The 18,348-nt window shown below is 38.1% G+C and carries 22 protein-coding genes and 1 pseudogene; 8 read left to right on the top strand and 15 right to left on the bottom strand.

Going from position 1 to position 18,348, the window contains the following annotated elements; translation table 11 throughout:
• Positions 1–193: 193 nt before the first annotated feature.
• Both A3GQ_RS0116935 and A3GQ_RS27255 read right to left on the bottom strand, forming a co-directional pair.
• Positions 194–406: an alpha/beta-type small acid-soluble spore protein gene (locus A3GQ_RS0116935; protein WP_028778080.1), complete on the bottom strand. Its 213-nt coding sequence runs from the start codon at positions 404–406 to the stop codon at positions 194–196.
• Positions 407–556: 150 nt separating this feature from the next.
• Complete coding sequence (locus A3GQ_RS27255) at positions 557–721, bottom strand: hypothetical protein (RefSeq protein ID WP_156877781.1); 165 nt, start codon at positions 719–721, stop codon at positions 557–559.
• A gap of 177 nt (positions 722–898) precedes the next feature.
• Here A3GQ_RS27255 and A3GQ_RS27260 point away from each other — a divergent pair, with 177 nt between their 5' ends.
• Positions 899–1,051 (top strand): hypothetical protein, encoded by a 153-nt coding sequence (locus A3GQ_RS27260; RefSeq protein WP_156877782.1) that lies wholly within the window; start codon positions 899–901, stop codon positions 1,049–1,051.
• 7 nt (positions 1,052–1,058) lie between these two features.
• Here A3GQ_RS27260 and A3GQ_RS0116950 read toward each other — a convergent pair whose 3' ends face one another.
• Positions 1,059–1,469, bottom strand: coding sequence for a hypothetical protein (locus tag A3GQ_RS0116950; RefSeq protein WP_028778081.1), 411 nt, complete (start codon positions 1,467–1,469; stop codon positions 1,059–1,061).
• Between the two features lie 219 nt (positions 1,470–1,688).
• Here A3GQ_RS0116950 and A3GQ_RS0116955 point away from each other — a divergent pair, with 219 nt between their 5' ends.
• Entirely contained in the window at positions 1,689–2,471 is a 783-nt protein-coding gene (locus A3GQ_RS0116955) for a hypothetical protein (RefSeq protein ID WP_028778082.1), read from the top strand.
• 113 nt (positions 2,472–2,584) lie between these two features.
• On the opposite strand, the gene A3GQ_RS0116960 is transcribed toward A3GQ_RS0116955, so the two are convergent.
• The 3 genes from A3GQ_RS0116960 to A3GQ_RS0116970 form a co-directional block, all read right to left on the bottom strand.
• Positions 2,585–2,851, bottom strand: a complete 267-nt coding sequence (locus tag A3GQ_RS0116960) for a hypothetical protein (RefSeq protein ID WP_028778083.1) — start codon at positions 2,849–2,851, stop codon at positions 2,585–2,587.
• A gap of 23 nt (positions 2,852–2,874) precedes the next feature.
• Complete coding sequence (minD, locus tag A3GQ_RS0116965) at positions 2,875–3,675, bottom strand: septum site-determining protein MinD (RefSeq protein ID WP_037465335.1); 801 nt, start codon at positions 3,673–3,675, stop codon at positions 2,875–2,877.
• Between the two features lie 150 nt (positions 3,676–3,825).
• Positions 3,826–4,269 carry a hypothetical protein gene (locus tag A3GQ_RS0116970; RefSeq protein WP_028778085.1) on the bottom strand — a complete coding sequence of 148 codons (444 nt, stop codon included), beginning with the start codon at positions 4,267–4,269 and terminating at the stop codon, positions 3,826–3,828.
• Positions 4,270–4,322: 53 nt separating this feature from the next.
• Here A3GQ_RS0116970 and A3GQ_RS24710 point away from each other — a divergent pair, with 53 nt between their 5' ends.
• Positions 4,323–4,637 (top strand): hypothetical protein, encoded by a 315-nt coding sequence (locus A3GQ_RS24710; RefSeq protein WP_037465338.1) that lies wholly within the window; start codon positions 4,323–4,325, stop codon positions 4,635–4,637.
• A gap of 3 nt (positions 4,638–4,640) precedes the next feature.
• On the opposite strand, the gene A3GQ_RS0116980 is transcribed toward A3GQ_RS24710, so the two are convergent.
• Positions 4,641–5,033, bottom strand: a complete 393-nt coding sequence (locus A3GQ_RS0116980) for a YlbF/YmcA family competence regulator (RefSeq protein ID WP_028778086.1) — start codon at positions 5,031–5,033, stop codon at positions 4,641–4,643.
• 382 nt (positions 5,034–5,415) lie between these two features.
• Here A3GQ_RS0116980 and A3GQ_RS24715 point away from each other — a divergent pair, with 382 nt between their 5' ends.
• The gene (locus A3GQ_RS24715; RefSeq protein WP_037465341.1) at positions 5,416–6,783 is read left to right on the top strand and encodes a hemolysin family protein; all 1,368 of its coding nucleotides are present in this window, start codon (positions 5,416–5,418) and stop codon (positions 6,781–6,783) included.
• A 249-nt stretch (positions 6,784–7,032) separates the two neighbouring features.
• Here A3GQ_RS24715 and A3GQ_RS24720 read toward each other — a convergent pair.
• Positions 7,033–8,147, bottom strand: a pseudogene (locus A3GQ_RS24720) (RNA-guided endonuclease InsQ/TnpB family protein).
• Positions 8,148–8,404: 257 nt separating this feature from the next.
• Between A3GQ_RS24720 and A3GQ_RS24725 the strand changes: the two are divergent.
• Positions 8,405–8,698 carry a hypothetical protein gene (locus A3GQ_RS24725; protein ID WP_037465344.1) on the top strand — a complete coding sequence of 98 codons (294 nt, stop codon included), beginning with the start codon at positions 8,405–8,407 and terminating at the stop codon, positions 8,696–8,698.
• 309 nt (positions 8,699–9,007) lie between these two features.
• Positions 9,008–9,322, top strand: coding sequence for a ribosomal L7/L12 family protein (locus A3GQ_RS27770; RefSeq protein WP_037465347.1), 315 nt, complete (start codon positions 9,008–9,010; stop codon positions 9,320–9,322).
• Between the two features lie 219 nt (positions 9,323–9,541).
• Here A3GQ_RS27770 and A3GQ_RS0117005 read toward each other — a convergent pair whose 3' ends face one another.
• Positions 9,542–9,886 (bottom strand): hypothetical protein, encoded by a 345-nt coding sequence (locus A3GQ_RS0117005; RefSeq protein WP_245596808.1) that lies wholly within the window; start codon positions 9,884–9,886, stop codon positions 9,542–9,544.
• A gap of 369 nt (positions 9,887–10,255) precedes the next feature.
• Between A3GQ_RS0117005 and A3GQ_RS0117010 the strand changes: the two genes are divergently transcribed.
• The gene (locus A3GQ_RS0117010) at positions 10,256–11,107 is read left to right on the top strand and encodes an isocitrate lyase/PEP mutase family protein (protein ID WP_037465350.1); all 852 of its coding nucleotides are present in this window, start codon (positions 10,256–10,258) and stop codon (positions 11,105–11,107) included.
• Between the two features lie 206 nt (positions 11,108–11,313).
• On the opposite strand, the gene A3GQ_RS0117015 is transcribed toward A3GQ_RS0117010, so the two are convergent.
• The 5 genes from A3GQ_RS0117015 to A3GQ_RS24730 form a co-directional block, all read right to left on the bottom strand.
• Positions 11,314–11,616 (bottom strand): hypothetical protein, encoded by a 303-nt coding sequence (locus tag A3GQ_RS0117015; protein WP_156877784.1) that lies wholly within the window; start codon positions 11,614–11,616, stop codon positions 11,314–11,316.
• A 925-nt stretch (positions 11,617–12,541) separates the two neighbouring features.
• Entirely contained in the window at positions 12,542–13,534 is a 993-nt protein-coding gene (gene spoVAD, locus A3GQ_RS0117025) for a stage V sporulation protein AD (protein WP_028778091.1), read from the bottom strand.
• A gap of 7 nt (positions 13,535–13,541) precedes the next feature.
• Positions 13,542–14,006 carry a stage V sporulation protein AC gene (spoVAC, locus tag A3GQ_RS0117030; RefSeq protein WP_028778092.1) on the bottom strand — a complete coding sequence of 155 codons (465 nt, stop codon included), beginning with the start codon at positions 14,004–14,006 and terminating at the stop codon, positions 13,542–13,544.
• A 1,376-nt stretch (positions 14,007–15,382) separates the two neighbouring features.
• Positions 15,383–15,823 (bottom strand): CBS domain-containing protein, encoded by a 441-nt coding sequence (locus A3GQ_RS0117040; RefSeq protein WP_028778094.1) that lies wholly within the window; start codon positions 15,821–15,823, stop codon positions 15,383–15,385.
• A 61-nt stretch (positions 15,824–15,884) separates the two neighbouring features.
• Positions 15,885–17,093 carry a M20 metallopeptidase family protein gene (locus tag A3GQ_RS24730; protein ID WP_083964289.1) on the bottom strand — a complete coding sequence of 403 codons (1,209 nt, stop codon included), beginning with the start codon at positions 17,091–17,093 and terminating at the stop codon, positions 15,885–15,887.
• A gap of 356 nt (positions 17,094–17,449) precedes the next feature.
• On the opposite strand from A3GQ_RS24730, the gene A3GQ_RS24735 reads away from it, so the two are divergent.
• On the top strand, positions 17,450–17,794 hold the full coding sequence (locus A3GQ_RS24735; protein ID WP_051271979.1) for a YugN family protein: 345 nt from the start codon (positions 17,450–17,452) through the stop codon (positions 17,792–17,794).
• A gap of 114 nt (positions 17,795–17,908) precedes the next feature.
• Here A3GQ_RS24735 and A3GQ_RS0117060 read toward each other — a convergent pair whose 3' ends face one another.
• The gene (locus tag A3GQ_RS0117060) at positions 17,909–18,292 is read right to left on the bottom strand and encodes an Asp23/Gls24 family envelope stress response protein (protein WP_028778096.1); all 384 of its coding nucleotides are present in this window, start codon (positions 18,290–18,292) and stop codon (positions 17,909–17,911) included.
• Positions 18,293–18,348 lie beyond the last annotated feature (56 nt).

Consider the following 18,348-nt stretch of genomic DNA (forward strand, 5'->3'; position numbering starts at 1 on the left):
CAAGTCTCGCTACGACGCTTTGCGCCTAGTCTCGCTTTGCACCTCAGATTAGGGCACAAGTCTCGCTACGACGCTTTGCGCCTAGTCTCGCTTTGTAGATAAGTTAGAATTTATACTTTCTTATCTACTAAAATGAGCAGTGACAAAAGTCACTGCTCATTATCACCAAATATTAACTTTTAAGTGAGAGAACTTAGTAAGTACCTCCACCAAGTTGTTGCTCAGCTAAAGATACAAGACGTTTGGTGATTTCTCCTCCTACAGAACCGTTAGCACGAGAAGTGGTATCAGGACCAAGTTGTACACCAAATTCTTGAGCGATTTCGTACTTCATTTGATCAAGAGCTTGTGCAGCACCTGCAACCAACAATTGATTAGAATTATTACCGCGATTTTGTTGTGCCATTTGTTTTCACCTCCTCTCCGTTGGGTGTACTGTTATATTGCTTCTTTTTGCATTTGTTCATGCGTGTGAAAAAATGGAATTTCAATGACATATGTTGGAAAATATTAAAAGCGTGCAATACCTCTCGGTATTACACGCTTTTTCGGCTAATTAACTTATTAAATTTTGACGTATTTCTTTATGTTGTTGTCGTAGTTTTTTCATCTCTTGGTGTAAATCATATTGTTCTAAAAACTCATGTCTTTCTTTTGCAAGTAAGTATTCTTCCATTAATAAATCTATCTGCGCTTCCAGTGCTTTAAGATCTTCCCTCATGTCTTACTCAGCACCTCTATTCATCTAGATATACAAAAAGAATTAACTTGTTACATGGGTATATACCCTTTCTCTAAACTAGATAAACATGAAGATTAATGCAGAAAAAAGTTTTTATTTAGTATGAATAAAAACTTTTTTTTGATAGAATAGTTACACGAAAAGGTGGGATCATCAATGTCTGCAAATACACCACATATACCATCATTTTTAAAGCAATTCAGATCGATGAAATTCGAAATCATGATTCAAGATTTACCTAAACTGAGCAGTGAACAATTGGAATTATTAAAAAAAGAAATCGAAAAAGTATTGGATCAAAAAAATTAACCAGCCCTCAAGATGAGGAGCTGGTTTTTTGCAGAGCTTGAAAAAGTTTTCGGGATAAAACAGACGAACGAAAAAACCGATACATACGCAATGCATGAACAGCAGAAAATAAGTGTGTCCCTGAACGAATTCGATTTTGATCATCTATGCGAATATAATCATGCTCCACTAATAATTCCAGTAATTCTTCTGTTGATTGGTCACACGAGTATGCATCAAATAGATCATGAAATCGGGATAGAGTAATATACTCCATGGCATTCCACTGTTTTTTTATATCCTTGTCCAATTGAGGGTAAATCAAAAGTCCCCAAAGGATAGCTATTGCTGCTTGTGTTTGTTCTGGCCATTGTTTATGTGGCGGATTTTCCAGTCGTGAAGGAAGAGTGGAGCGAATTTGATTTAACGAGAACAACATACTGCACTCCTTTACATTCTTATACCTCTATCATTTGTCCAATAATTTCCTTTTTATACTTCATTTCGCATATTTTATTTAATTTCTGTTGTTTTACGATTTCTTTTCGTAACCAACAGTTGCAAAAAAGTGATTTGCTATCTTAATAGTGGAAAAGTTTGTGTCTTTTCTGTTATATTGTTAAGTAATATAAATGTGAACATTGAAAGGAGTTTCTATATGTTGCTTGACCCAAAAAAAGGGAAATATTCGATAGAAGAAAATGAAAAAATAATAGAATTAGTAAATGAAGGAATGAAAAACGGAGAAAGAGAAAGAGATACGATCAAAGTAATCGCAAATACCTTGAACAGAGGTTATGCAGGTATTATGTCACATGTTAGAAAACTGAAAACAGAGCAGCCTGCACGGTTCGAAACAATAGACCAACTCTATAAAGATAATGCGGCACGATTAAATAGTTGGACGGAAACCGAAGAAGATGTTGTTATTGATACAGTGAATAAACATTTAGAAAACGGGAAATCACTTTCTACCGCAATTTCATCATTAGAAGAAAAATTATCGCGAACACAAGGCGCTATATATCAACGAATTTATACCCTCAGAAGAAAGCAGCCTGATCGGTTTGCCCATCTTCCTGCTGAAAGACCTAGAAAAAAAAGAAAGCTTCCCGAATGGCAAACCAATCGACCAATTATCCGCAATTTGGATCGAACGGAACCAAATCCGGAAACCTATCAACCAACAAACCTTTCACCCATTTGGAATACTCCAACAAATTTAGAATCTCCTTCACAAACAGAAGAAAGCATGATATATCAAGCTTTTGAATCTCGTTATGGCAAATTAACGTTAGAGTCAAAAGAAAAGCTCAATCAGTTGATGAGACAGTATGGTGGTACACGGGTCTCCATTTCTTTGCTCACCTTAAGCGAAGATAAAGCGTTTTCAAGTATTATTGCAGATTTTTTAGCTCAAAAAATGCAACGAGATACGTAATTTTGGATAGAACTTATTATACTTCATGCATGAAATAATAATCAAAATACTTACCATATAGAAAAGAGTCTATTATTAGATAGACTCTTCGTTCATCTGGGGAAAATTACCTGCTAATCTTTTGACATGCTTTTGGGGCGTACTGGAATGCTTGCATTGATAATGGTTGTTCTTTCCTTTGATTGCGGAACAATGGTAACTTGTCCAACCACATCATAACCAAAATCATCACATAACTCGATCAGCTTTGTTTGAAATAGTTTTAATTTCTTTTCATCAATATCTGATCGCTGGTAACTAAGGACAAGAGACAGACGATCATCAGCAGTCACCGCAGTTGGTTCTTCTCTCTCCTTATTAAACATATTAAATAAGGTCAACTCTGTTTCACCTCGATTTCTTTTCACGCGATGTGAAACAATCGTTTAATCCGTGAAATAAGCGTACCTTCTTCTAATTCGAGAAAAGGTACATCCTCGCCCGATAGCCTACGAGCAATATTGGAAAAAGCTTTACCAGCATAAGATTTCCCATCCAATATCACAGGTTCTCCTGTATTGGATGATCGAATAATTCTCCTATCCTCAGGTACAACACCTAATAAATTAATCGCAAGATGGTTTTTCACACGATCAACGCTCAACATATCCCCATCTTTGACCATATCAGGCTGAACACGATTCACTACTAGGTCGATTTGATCTAAATTTGCTGATTCTAAAAGACCAATCACTCGATCTGAATCCCTAACAGACGGAATTTCTGGATTTACCACCAGAATTGCTCTATCAGCTGCTGCTATGGCATTACGAAAACCACCTTCTATACCAGCCGGTGAATCAATAAGTATAAAGTCAAATTCTTTGCGAAGCTCATTTACTACTTGTTTGATTTGACTTGGAGAAACCTCTTCTTTATAGCGAGTTTGAGCTGCTGGGAGTAAGGCTAAATCAGGAAATTCTTTATGACGAACCAATGATTGTCTAAGCTTACTAACCCCTTCAATTACGTCCACAATGTCATATACGATACGGTTTTCTAATCCAAGCATAAGATCTAATTTGCGCAGACCAATATCTGTATCCACCAAACAAACACGATGCCCTAATTGGGCCAAACCTAAACCTACAGAGGCTACGGTAGTAGATTTACCTACTCCTCCTTTCCCACTTGTTATAGTGATTGCTACTGATCGTTGGCTCATTTCATACATACTCCTTTCTGGAGAAGTCAGTTTTATTTCCATTTTTAATTAAATTTGAGTTGAACCGACACAATATTCGCCAGAAGGTGTAATTTACATTTTTCCTAAATTCGACAAATATTGTTTATTTCCTTCAAATAAATGGTAAATTTAGTAATATCTTTTCTGGCAATTTCTACACTGTCTCTCATCTTCTCCTACTTGATGAGCACAATAAGGGCATAAATATATCAGTAAAGATGAAGGTTCGGTCGCGTGATACGAAGATGAATTTCCAGAACTATAACCATCTGAATAAATAAATTTGTCATTTTTCACATTTTCAATTTCTTCATCTATTTTCTTTATTTCATTTTGAACGTATTGCAAACGCTCCAATCCACTTTTTAAAGCATTTGTAATACTTATTTCTTTTTCTTTCTCCCATTGATTATAAGCAATATGTCCGATTTCTTCTGCGATTTGATCTGCTTCTCTTTTCTTTTCTTTTCGTTTATAGTTGAGTTTACTCATTTCAATCATTCGTTTTGACGCTTGACCAGTTTCTGCTACACTTTTACCAATTTTATTGCGCAAATCCTCAAATAAATTCACGACTACCGCACCCCCACTTTCCTATCTTTTATATAAAAGGTGGTTCTTTAAGAATGTCAAGTCTAATCACAGATTTCATTCAATTTCTCTTACAAGATCCTTACCTTCCAGCAAAAAGTCTACAACTCAGAACATTCGCTGGCAAAACATTCCTATATGCAAATCCAATCATTCCTGTTGATGTGATGTTGAATTATATTCAATCGAAAGGAAAACACTTCTTACGTGGAACGATATGGAGTCTTCAATGCCAATACACAAGAAAAGATGCAACCTCAACAGTCTATCAGATTGCATTTTTAGCACCTGAAGAAAAAAGTTTTTGCTGTGGAAATCAGTGCATAAACTGTAAATGGAGAAAAAGATAATCTTTATTTCCTTTTTTTTCCTGATATATCATTTGGTACTTTTATTTCCTTTGATACGGACCTTGCAATAATATGAGATACTTGAAATAACAATTGTTCGATCTGTTGTTCCATTTGAAGATATTTTCCAATCAAAGGATGATCATTTAACTTCTCTTGATAATACTCCATTTTTTCTTTCGCTTCATGATAATTTGGATGAAAAATACCAAATCTTTTGGTCTCCTCAAAATCTTCTTTGACCTTGTCGAATGATTTAATCAACATTTGTGCTTCTGCATCGGATTGCAGCTCTTTTTTGAGTTGTAAGTATTGAAGTACTTCTTCTGATTCATTTATCTGATTACCCAATTTTTGGGCAGCTTCCATTAACTCATTCAAATCCAACGTGCTCATAACTACTTCCCTCCATTTTTTCATTGTATCACAAAGTGCCCTCCTGTTTACGAAGACAGGAGGGCTATATGCAAGGAAGGGGGAAGCTGTAAAGAATGCTTCCCCTACTATTTATGTCACGAACCAAGAAAATATCCCAGCCATATTCATAGTAACTTGATTTTTTGTGTGCATAATAAGGGAAATACCGCTGATAGGTATTTTCAATTCTTTTGGATAATATTTCTTATTAATACATGTTAATGGAATCCAATACAAAAAAACGAAGAAAAATACGCACAAGAGTACAGAACAAGAAGAAAATTATTTATCCATCAAGAGAAATAGAGCTTGCATATGTTATAATGCTTCTTGATACTTACTTTTAGGAGGTTGTCCATCATTGGATAGTGACCATGACCTGGTTAGTCTCATTTTACAACTAGCACTCGTATTTTTCCTTGTATTATTAAACGGTTTTTTTGTAGCATCTGAATTTGCTTTGGTAAGAGTCCGCTCGACTCGAATCGCCCAACTAACCGATGAAGGAAATTTCCGTGCGAAGTTGGCACAAAGAGTGTTGCTCAATCTAGATGCCTATTTATCTGCTACACAATTGGGTATTACCTTGGCTTCATTAGGTCTCGGTTGGGTTGGTGAGAGCGTAATTTCTGAGCTTTTAAAACCAGTTCTAGATAATTTTCATCTTTCTGACAGCGTATTACATATCATCTCTAGTATTATCGCATTTAGCGTCATTACATTTCTACACATCGTATTAGGTGAAATGGCACCAAAATCACTTGCGATTCGGAAAGCCGAAAGTACTACTTTGCTCGTTGCTAGACCGATGCAAATATTCTTTGTTATCTTTAGGCCAGCAATATGGGTATTGAATCATTCCGCCAACCTAATCTTAAAAATGTTAGGCGTACCGCTCGAACGAGATTCTCAACAAGCCCATACGGAGGAAGAAATCCGGATGCTTGTTGAGCAAAGTCATAAAAGTGGAATGATTGATCAAACAGAGCTTTCCTTATTTGACAATATCTTTGAGTTTACAGACCGAGTCGGAAGAGAAGTGATGGTACCTCGAGTAAATATGGTCTGTATCTATGTGGAGGATGAATTAGCCTCTAATATTGAAATTATAAAAGAAAGTCAATTTACCCGCTTTCCATTATGCGGTAAAGATAAAGATGACATCATCGGGATCATCCACATTCGAGATGTATATGAACGAATCATCCAAGCTGAGGATTTCCAATTATCGCAAATGGTTCGACCAGCTATACTGGTACCCGAAACCATGGAAATCAAAGATATTCTACAAACCTTACAAAAAAATAAAACCGAGATGGCTATTGTAGTAGATGAATATGGTGGTACTTCTGGACTTGTTACTTTAGAGGATATCATCGAAGAAATCGTTGGCGAAATTCAAGATGAATTTGACGATGAACGCCCATTTTTCCAACAAAAAGGGGTCGAAACTTCTATTGATGCAAGGCTTTTGATCGAAGAAGTAAATGATTATTTCCACACGGATATTGAAGATGATGATAATGACACCATTGGTGGATGGGTCTTCTCTCGTCTCCAAGAAGTTCCTAAAGTAGGGAAAATCATTGAGTATGAAGGTTTGACCTTTACGGTTCAAGAGATGGACCATAATAGTGTCACTCGATTAGCAGTTGTAAGGAAAATCTCTCCAGAAGAAGATCCTCTATCGAATACCGATACCAATAAATTAGAAGTGAACCACCCATAGTAACCAAAGCCGTTTGAATTCATTCAGACGGCTTATTTTCATTAAAATAAAGAAAAATACATCAAGGAGGGAAATCTTGAAATCGGCAATTGTTATACTTCGTCAACAACTCACGACTAAAGTCGCGAGCTTGCCACCCACAAGGGCATTTAGGCTTGTAACCCTCCAGTAGTACGAATGTTCTTGCGAACTCCTACCTTAGCGTGAGGTTACATCATGGGACGGTTGACTTCGCCCCTACCACAAGAGCTATGCTCCTGTCGTAACTTCAACGATGTACTCTATTCCAAGACGTTGAAGATTCATAGCACCAATACGGTCGTCATTCGACCTGTAGTGACAATTCTTACAACAAAAGAAGTGCTTTTTCTTATCGCGATTGGATTTCTCTATATGCCCACAATTCGGGCACGTTTGGGAAGTGTATTTGGGATTAACCACCATTACTTTCTATCTATTCATTCGTGCTTTGTATTCTAGCATTCGTCGAAATTGGTAGAATGCCCAAGATACCGAAATATAACGATTGCAAACTTTCACTTTTTCCGTAGCATGACGAACTCCTTGCAAATCTTCTAAAACAAAGAGGGTATGGTCGCCATATTGATTCACGAGTGCCTTCGTAATGCAATGGTTGATATCCATCATCCAACGGTTTTCTCGTGAACCAATCGACTGGAGTCTACGACGAGCAGATGCCGTTTGTTTCTGTTGAAGCTGCTTGCGTAATGCTTTGTATTTCGCACGTTTATGTTTGATCGTTTTTCCGTTGTAAAACAACGTTTTTCCTTGGCTATCGTAGGTAGTAGCCAAGAAGTTCAATCCTAAATCAATACCTACCACCTGAGATACATCCCCATCCTGTAATTCCGAAAATGCTTTGGTCATTGGGATGTGCAAAAACCATTTTTTGTGTCGGAACACTACCTTTGCGGTTCCAAATTTCCAATTATCCACAAAAAAACGTTCCATTCCTTTTGTTTCATACGAACACTTGATACGACCATCTATTGTATTGACCGAAAAAGTGTCTTGAACGAGAGAGTAATCTCGGTCCACACGAGGTCGTATTCTGGATTTTGGAATCCAATGAGGGACCAATCGTGACCATTTGATTTGGCAGACTTATACCGAGCAATAACAGTTTTGATTACGGATTGTGCCATTTGGGATTTCAAACCAAACGTAGAACGTAACTCATGATAGTACAAGTCATGTATTGGTCTTTGTTTTAGCATTTTTGTTTCAAAAATTATTTGGGATACAAAGTTACATGCTTTCCGATAAGAGCGAGTGGTTACCAAGAAGCTTTCCACCTTCTCTTGTGGAACATAGATTTGTATTTTGGCAGTAATGGTAATTATAAGGTTCACCCCTTTAAACAAAAACAATATAACAGAATATTTGTTCGATAGCAATGTAAAGGAGTTGAAAAAGTGTAGAGAGTGTGTGTTTGCCAAAAGGCAAAAGCGTCTTTCCTCCCATGACTGAAGTCATGGGTCCCTATGCATCAAAACGATAAATCAAATTCTTTAAACCATTGATTTATAACTTCTTAATCAAGATAATCGCTATTTCCATGTTAAAATGAAAGAATCATCAAAAGAAATGGGGAATCAGAGTGGATTATTTGAATATCTTCATACTAATTGCTTTACTATTCGTTTTGATCTTCGTTATCTTTGCCTATACGAATTCAAATCGCAAGAACAATAAGACGATGACACGAATGGATATATCGATGCTAAATCAAGCAAATAATATATCCAACAATGATAAGCAAATATTGAAACTGGTTTTACAAGGAAAGAAGATTTTAGCTATTAAGCACACAAGAGAACTATATGGATATGGATTAAAACAGGCAAAAGATTATGTGGACGAACTCGAACGCCGATGGGAAAATTCTATTTAAAATAAAAGAAACCGCATTATTCAAAAGAATAGGCGGTTTTATTCATTCCTAGACATCAACAATATTCTTCTATACCAGCTTTTTGTTTCTAACCATCTGGTTCTGTTATTCCGAACACAAGCTTATTAATGGAAAGATTGATCATGAAGGCCTGTTTAGAGCAAGAATTGATTTTAATTTACCCAATTTCTTTTACTAACAGAGTAATTTACTATTCATTTATAAGATTTCACCTAGACATAAGCATCTATTTTATATAATCTTAGAATTAATTACAATATTTGATAAATATATGGAGGATATAGTGGAATGGATTTATGGAAGTTCCTAATACTGATTAGTTTGTTACTTATCTTATTTCTTGCATTCACTTATACAAGACATCGACAAACACAGCGGATAGAGCAAAGATTAGTAAGGATAGAGAGATTACTCTGTCTTTTGGGAAATCATTTAAAGATTGAAATAGAAAAAGTAACAGATAAAGATATGGAAATATTAAAACTGGCTTTGCAAGGTCGAAAAATATTAGCGATCAAACGAACAAGAGAAATGTATGGTTATGGATTAAAAGAAGCAAAAAACCATGTAGATGAATTAGAAAGAAAAGTAAATGCGTTATAAATAAAAACCGCTCTATTGAAGCGGTTTTCTAATCACAAATCCTAATAGGAAGAAGTTCTTCCTAGATTGGTAGGCCATTCTCCTGACATGTAAATGGCCTACGCATAAGAAGTATTTGGTTTGTAATCATAAACCATTGCACTATAACAGGTTGTTTGTTCTTTTTTCATTGTCTCATACTACCTTCAGAAACTAATGTATCTCGTCACTTTAATAAAGCTATACTAGTTCTTGGTAAACACTTAAATGGATTGGTTTCTTTTTCATTGGTTTTTTGAACTCTTCAAGATTTTCGATTTCAGTAAAAAAATCTTCTACATCACCTTCATAATCAAAATAAAATCGACTTGCTTTAAGTTTTTTTAATTCATCTATTGGATTAAATACAAATTCACAATGAAGTTGCTCCATACGAGAATAATCTTCACCTTCATAAATGGTAAATTGCCTAACAAAGTCGAAATAAAATAGTTCTTCACCAGTAAAGTCATATACTCCACATTGAAAGAGTAGCGCAATTGCATCTTCACCTTCTACTGGTTCCTTTCCAAAAGACTTAAACACTTCCCAAACTTTTGCTGTATCCCTAGAATCACCTATTTTATTCTTAAGGTAACTTTTTGCTTCTCCTACTGTAGTAAAGACATCAGTTCCTTTAATTTAAATTCCTTTAAAACTATTCTCTCCCTTTAGTCTTAGAAGGAATCAATCTTATACTCACTTAATTTAGCTATTTCCCATGCTATCGACCCAGTCCATAGTCTTGCTCCCTCTTTCGAGTTTATTAGAGAAAGTAGAACTTTAATAATGGAATCAGTAGCCCCACCATGTAAAAAGTTCGCTCGTGATGGATTTCATATTTCGATGATAGTAGAATCATTTATGATTTACAATAAGTAGTAATCTCGTTTGAAGCAAAGAAAGGGGTACTCTATGGATTCCAAAAACCAAATTTCGAAAATAATCGAATTTCGAGCGTTACATTCAAATTCCTTCGTTTTACCCAATGCATGGGATGCCATTAGTGCAAAAGTTTTTGAAGAATGCGGGTTCAAAGCTATCGGAACAACGAGTGCAGGCATCGCGGTTTCTCAAGGATACTCAGACAGAAACATGCCGTTTCAAACAGCGATTACCTCCATTGAACGAATTGTCCATTCCGTAAATATACCCGTAAGTGTGGATATTGAAGATGGTTATGGTCAAACCATTGAGGAAACAATAGAAACCGTAAGACAAGTTATTTCTACAGGTGCAGTAGGGATAAATATAGAAGATAGCACCATTGATCCAGAACAACCACTGTATGATATATCTGTTCAACAACAAAAAATCTCGGCAATAAAAAATCTTGCTGATACGCTTGGAATTCCTCTATTCATCAATGCCCGTACAGATGTATATTGGTCACAGATTGGTGAACCTTCCACACGAATGCAAGAAACAATCAAACGTGCACTTGCATACCAAGAAGCTGGTGCTGATTGTATTTTCGTCCCTGGTGTAACCGATAGAAAAATGATTCAAAATCTCAGAAAAGCCGTTTCTATTCCTATCAACCTATTAGCTGGACCAGATATGCCTTCCTTATCAGAACTCTCCGATATAGGGATTCAAAGAATTAGTTGTGGATCTGCGCCATTTCGAGCCACAACAACACTATTAAAAAACATTGGCGAAGAAATTATAAATCATGGGACTTTCCACCAGATGACATCCAATGTTCTGTCCTATCAAGAAGTTTCCAAATATACACCTCCAAAATTTAGTTTATGGGGAGAGTGATATAGTCTATATGTATATTAGATGGTATGGAGCCCATTAAGGAGGCTCCTTTTTCCATTTATCGTGATTAACATGAAACAACCCTTTTTGGTTTGTATATAATTACAAACTAAAGGAATTTTAATTTAAACTAATGGGCATATAAAAATTGAAATCTAATTAAATGTACACTTTGCTATACTTCTGTTTGGTTGCTGTCAGTTAGTCTATAAATCTATCCATCCAATTTTTTTCATGTTATGAATTATGTTTAGAAACTCTTGTGATGGATATGCTTGATTCTTGAGTTTTACAAAAAATTCATCATTATCCACCATGTACGTCACTCGTTCAACAGAAAAAAGGATATCGCCATTTTCAAAGTAGATATCTAAATCTGGTGTAGGAATAAAGTTGAAATCCATTTCATAACCCATTTCAATCGAGTCTATCATCGTCTCTCTGTCATCCAATTGCATAATCTCTATATTCATTATGCAATTGCACTTCTGTCCATATTTATTATTCATTGTTTAACCTTCATTTCTCTTTGATGTAATTCTGTTAAAGTAGTCATTGATCTCATCCGAATTCATTCATAATGAGCATTAAATCTAACCATGTTTTCCCCGTTAGCTGCTTATCGGAAAAACCAAGCCGCCTTGCCGTTTCCAGTACTCGTTCTTATGATCAATCTCAAGGTAAGGTGGAATCATCAGCCAGTGATCAATCTTTAAACGATTATCGTTTAATAGCAATCCCGAACGTTCATTCTGTTTATTATTGACTTACTTTTTAGAAAATAATACCCTTTGACCAACTGGATCAAAGGGTATTATTTTCACGAAGGGAAAGCCCTTGAAGAATGCTCCTGAACGCTCTTAGCTGAAGGGAATCCAACAAAATGTCAGTGCTGTCTTCATTCTGCTGTAGGAGTAGCATCTCGAGCTTCTCCTCATCATGCATTAAGAACAAATGCACTCCATCCCTTATTTCATACATGGAGCGGCGATTTCTCTATATCAACATACCGTGGCATGCACAGAGAAAAACCGCCAATGAACCCGTGAGATTTACTGAACTCCTTCACTTTCGGCCACATCTACATCAACTCTCATGATAGAATGCAGGCTGAGGTGATGAAGCCAAAACAGCAAACTTTACACCTTGGTGCCTAAATTACAACTCCAAGATGAATTCCGCAAGCAACTTCGCTGCGGCCTTGATCAGCACCAAACCACGAACAGAAGAAACCAATCGAAGGGTTTGAGTTAGTCCAAGTATTTGAGGAGATCATTCATAATGTGACTCCAGCGCTCGAAACCAGTAGAACTTCTATAATTATATTTCACTTCACTACTAAGGTCTACGTACTTTGTCCCCTGTAATCTCAAAAATGAAAGACTAATTATCAAAAACCTCCATCAAAAAAACCCAGTACAAAAATGTACTAGGCTAATCATTTTCAAATGCCACCGCATGAGCAACACAGGGAATATTTTCTCCTTGTTGATACGATACAGGGCTTAACAACGCCCCTGTGGCGATGACAAGTATTTTGTTCAGCTTCCCTTTTGCCATCTCTTGCATCAATTGCCCGTAGGTGACGATGGCACTACTTGCACAACCGCTACCACCTGCAAAAGTTTCTTGTTTGTCATTATATATCATCAATCCACAGTCCGAAAATTGAGGCCCCATATCGTATCCTGCTTTGGAGATCAACTCTCTTGCGATGGGATGTCCAACAGTAGCCAAGTCTCCTGTGACGATGAGATCATAGTCATCAGGTTTTCTCCCAGTATCTTGGAAATGTGCGATAATCGTATCTGCCGCTGCTGGCGCCATGGCTGAACCCATATCAAATGGATTTTTCACTCCACGTTCCATCACTTTCCCAATCGTAGCATAACGTACGCGCGGACCAGTATGACCTTTGGCAATAATTGCTGCTCCTGCTCCGGTTACTGTCCATTGAGCTGTATCTGGTTTTTGCCCTCCATACTCTGTCGGATACCGATACTGCTTTTCAGCTGTACAGTTGTGACTAGATACCCCCACGATAGCATTTCCTGCGAAACCTCCACTGACCAAAGATGCTCCAAGTGACATGGATAACATGGAACTAGAACAGGCACCATATACCCCTAAGAAAGGAGTACCTAGCTTTTGAGCAGAAAAAGATGCAGTGATATTTTGATTTAATAAATCGCCTGCTAAATAAACACATATATCCTGAGGTTGTTTACCTGATTTTTGAATAGCAGCATCTACAGCAGTAGAAAGTATTTTTCTTTCAGCCTTTTCCCATGTATCTTCTCCTGCATAAAGATCATCAAAAGAGTGATCTAAATATTTGCCGATCTTCCCTTTTGCTTCCATTGGACCTGCAACTGCCGCAGAAGCAAGCACTCTTGTCTCCGGGCTAAATTCCCATGTTTTCTTCATACATAACTCAGCTCCCTATCGCCATTAAAACTAGCGTTCGGATTAAACTAACAGCAAAAGCAGAAAAAACACCCCAAACGATGACTGCACCTGCCAGTTTAAACATATTGCCCCCAACGCCTAATACATAGCCTTCTGCTTTATGTTCAAGCGCAGCAGATGCGATCGAGTTAGCAAAACCAGTAACCGGAACAGCAATACCTGCGCCAGCCCACTGACCGATATTGTCGTATACACCAAATCCCGTTAATAAACAAGTAATGATAACCAATGTGGCTACAGTCATGCTACTAGCTATATCTTTGTTGTAACCAAATCCTTTGTACAGCATGTTTAACGCTTCCCCAATGATACAAATGAAACCACCAACGATAAATGCTTTAAAACAATTTCTAAAAATCTTAGGTTTTGGACGATGCTTCTGTGCCAATTGATCATATGCTTTTTCTTGTGCCGTTTGTTGATTAGCCATCTATTTACCTCCTAGCAACATAACAATGTTATTTTTTGCGATTGGAGGTTATTTATACAGCAAGAGTCAACAAAAATCATGGAAATACAAAAGTCATGCAAAGGAGCAATCTGCTCACCCTGCATGACTTATATCAAAAATATATTTTATATTGCCTCATGGGCATCAAGAATCTCAGCGGTTTATATACAAGCAACGAGTATAGTCTTGAAATTTATACCCCATAACAAAGTGGTTGCCCTCAACGTGTTGTCTGAGGGCGAGGTCGGTACCTACGTTCCAATGCCAAAAAACAGCAGAGGAACGTAGGAACCTATCGACAGCCGCGGGGATGGATACCCCGCGACCGCCGTGCTTGCTGGAATCCCGCCCTTATACCCGCCGTAGCGGGGTAAACCGGGGCCGTGGCCCCAGGCGGGAGTGTTGGGGCTCCCACCCCCTTTTCAGGGCTGCCCGCCCTGCAGGGGTGGCAAAGCCACCAACTTTTCAGGGTACCCCCCTGTGGGTGGTGGCAAAGCCACCAGCTTCAGGGCTACCCGCCCTGTGGGAGTGGCGAAACGCCACTAAATCTTTTTTGTTTTTCCAAGCCTACTACCGGTTCAGAGGGCCACGATGCATTCCTGCACCACACAAGTCTGACGTCTACTACGCAACATGGACGGTGGCATGTACCAGATCAAGCGCAAACTGTGGGCTTCCCTTCAGCGTGTTATCGCAGTAATATTAAGGACTAGGTCCTTAACAAAACAGCGGCAACATGCCTTTTATGAGAAGCAGAGGTATTCCTCCACAGATTACGCCATCACGGCACACACACACCCCACGAAGTCGCAGGAGACGCACAGAATTGTGCAGTTACAGAATATGCATCGCAGCCCCTTCACCCGGGTTCGACACCATTAGTATATCATGAATAGTATTGAAATGTATGCTGAAAATATAAATTTATTTGTAATTTATCACTATTACAAGAGTACAAGTTTCACTTTTGCAGACTTAGGAGGTATTAAACCTCGCAATTTTGGGATTTTTCCAAAAGATATCTTCACAAACACACATTCCATTATTAAGCTATCAGCAGTTGCTCTTGAAAAGTCGATAGGATATGAGGATCAGCAAATCAATCGTTTTGCACATAAAATGCTATACGTAATGAAAAATGGCTAGACTGCGAAAACCAAGCAGTAAGTCTATTCTAAACAAAAGCAACAAAAATTCTGTTCAACATCGGGACTCACGGAGCTAGTCTGGTAATGAAGTAATCAATCAGACTACCGTCCCAAAAATCACACGGCTGAAGCCGTGTGGAGTGTCCATTGTAATTTATTAAGATATAAAAAAACTACCAGCACAATATACTGGCAGCCTCATAAATTTTATAAATTGTTTGAAGTAAATTTACTGTGTGTTTCTGATATTTCGTTTAACGCTTCACTTGCTTCATTTTGATAAGGAGTGCGAACCGCCAAATCCCCTAAAGATACAACTCCAATCAATTGATCTTGATCTACAATTGGCAATCGACGAATCTGGGCTTCTGCCATTTTTTGTGCTGCCTCGTCTACTGACATATCTGGTGTGCCATAAACCAAATGATCAGACATAATATCGCTAATATGGGAAGAGTTTGGTTTTTTCTCTGCAATCGCACGTGTTACAATATCGCGATCGGTGATAATACCTTTTAATTGTCCGTTTTCACAGACCGGAATCATTCCTACATTTTCATTTCTCATGATACTAGCAGCTTCAAATACATTATCATCTGGCGACAAATGAGCAATGTCTGTCGACATGATATCTCTTACCTGATGCATCTGTATGCCTCCTTTTGCTTTATGTCACTAGGGTAACCGCAAAAGAAGAGGAGCATGCATTTTACATAAATGCAGTAAGTAAGGTTGGTTTGTTTTTTTCAAAAGAACCTTCATACAAGTACTGTATGGCACCTTTGACGAGTAGTTCCAATCCTACTTTCATCGCATCTTCATCTACATCAAAACGCGGATGGTGATGCGGGGCAGTAATACCTCGCATTTCATTACCAGCGCCAACAAAACAAAATGTTCCTGGGATTTCGTTCAAGTAATAGGCAAAATCTTCTCCACCCATCAATGGGTCCATTTCTTCCACTTTCTCGATCCCCACTATCCCCTCTCCCACTTTGCGCAACCGTGCAGTTTCCAAAGGGTTGGTAATTAATGGAGGATAACCCTTACGGATCTCTATTTCATAACTAGCACCGTACATGTGACAAGTATCATGTACCACTTCTTTGATTCTCCGAAGCAAAAATTCTCGAATATCTGGAGCAAATGCTCGCACTGTTCCTTTCCATTCGCATGAGTCGGAGATCACATTTGATGCTTCTCCACCATGAATACTACCAATGGAAATAACGGCTGAACGGACTGGGTCGATCTGACGACTGATGATGGATTGAATATTAACAATGGCATGTGACGCTACAGCAATCGCATCAGTAGTCATATGAGGAAGTCCTCCGTGCCCACCTTTCCCGATTATATTGACTCTGAATACATCACTTGAAGCGAGCATGGGACCAGCTCGAAAGCTGAGATAGCCAGTAGGTAGTGGTGACCAGAGATGAATGCCATAAATCGCATCCACACCTTCCAAAACCCCAGCTTCAATCATAGATTTCGCACCGCCGGGCAGCGTTTCTTCCGCATGTTGAAAAATAAATAAGATATTTCCGTATAATTGCGCTTTCATTGTCGTAAGAATAGATGCTGCACCCATTAACATAGCCATGTGACCATCGTGTCCACATGCATGCATAACCCCTGGAATACGGGAGCGATAGCTACAATTCTTTTCATCTTGAATGGGTAGGGCGTCCATATCTGCACGCAGTGCAATGGTTGGACCTTCATGATGTCCGCGCAGGAAACCTGTTACACCTCCTCCGCCAACTCCGGTCCGCACTTCCAACCCAAGGCTTTCCAAGTGTGCTGCAACACGCTTGGAAGTTTCTTTTTCATGAAATGAAACCTCTGGATATTGATGAAATGTTCTTCTCCATGCAACTACTTGTGGAAACAATTCCTCGATCCTCTGTTTCATAAATTTACTGCTACTTTTCACATAGACCTATGTCCATGTGAAAATGGTGCGATGCATCCTGCAAACTCGCCTGTAGAAAAAAAGGGGAAATAAGTTATAAATGTCCACTGACGAGCTTTTAGAGATCCCCTATCCATCGTACCGATTTTCAGCATCTCGATAGACATATATCTACTGGTAGCAGTGTACACCTCCGTTTCTTTGTATTTTTTTTCGATTCTTAGCACTTGTACATTCGGCTGTAATGGTATACACCTCCTTCCAATTTTCCTTGATTGTTACCTTGCTTTCTAATGGGGTAACATACTATCATGATTGAGTGGACACATTATACAATTTGAAGGGGGTCACCAACTGTGTTTTTTCCAGATGCAAAAACAAAAGGATTTAAAAAAGAATTTAAAGAGATTGAGCAGCTAATGAAAAAGCTCGGCTTCACTCGGTGGGCGTGGGATTACAAAAAAGTTACATATGATTACAAATATACTGCGGATGGTGTCGATTATTACCTAAGGCTCCCATGTCGCGTTATAAATGACAAGCAATTAGAGCATCCAAAAGCAATTGTAGAAACAGATATTCCTGTTTTTGCTCGCCATTTCTTCCCTCATGGATTAGATAATGATGTAATCGTACCAGAAAAACTCGACAAAGAAGTACACAAAAAAATTAATGAGTTAGAAAAAAATTTATCAGCATAAATGAAAAAGAGAAGAGGCAGAAGGGAAACCTTCACCTCTTTTTTAATTTATGTAGGAAAAGGGAAAAAAGAAAACTACCCAATCGGTAGCTTTCTTTCCAATTTTTGTACCTACCTAACCTATACCATTTTCTAGGCTTTCTTCGTCAAAATGGTTAGCTCTTTCTTTTATTTCAACGCCTTCAACTTTTACATTTACTTCGATCACTTGAAGCCCTGTCATGTTTTCAATAGCTTGTTTCACTTCTTTTTGTAATCGGCGGCACACATCATGGATAGGGACACCAAACTCCACGATGACACGAAGATGGATAGCTGTTTCCGATTCTCCTACTTCAACAGAAACACCTTTCCTCATATTTTTTCCGCCCACTCGCTTGGAGAAGCCTTCGGTAATACCTCCAGACATGCTAGAGATACCACTTGTATTACTTGCAGTTAAACCTGCAATAACGGCTACTACATCATTAGATATTTGAATCAAATTTTGTTCTGCCATATCGTTTTGCTGCCTGTCATACCAAAGCAGCAATGTGCTCCCCCTTCCTCTTGTTG

The organism is Shimazuella kribbensis DSM 45090, assembly GCF_000428065.1.
Classification (GTDB): domain Bacteria; phylum Bacillota; class Bacilli; order Thermoactinomycetales; family Thermoactinomycetaceae; genus Shimazuella; species Shimazuella kribbensis.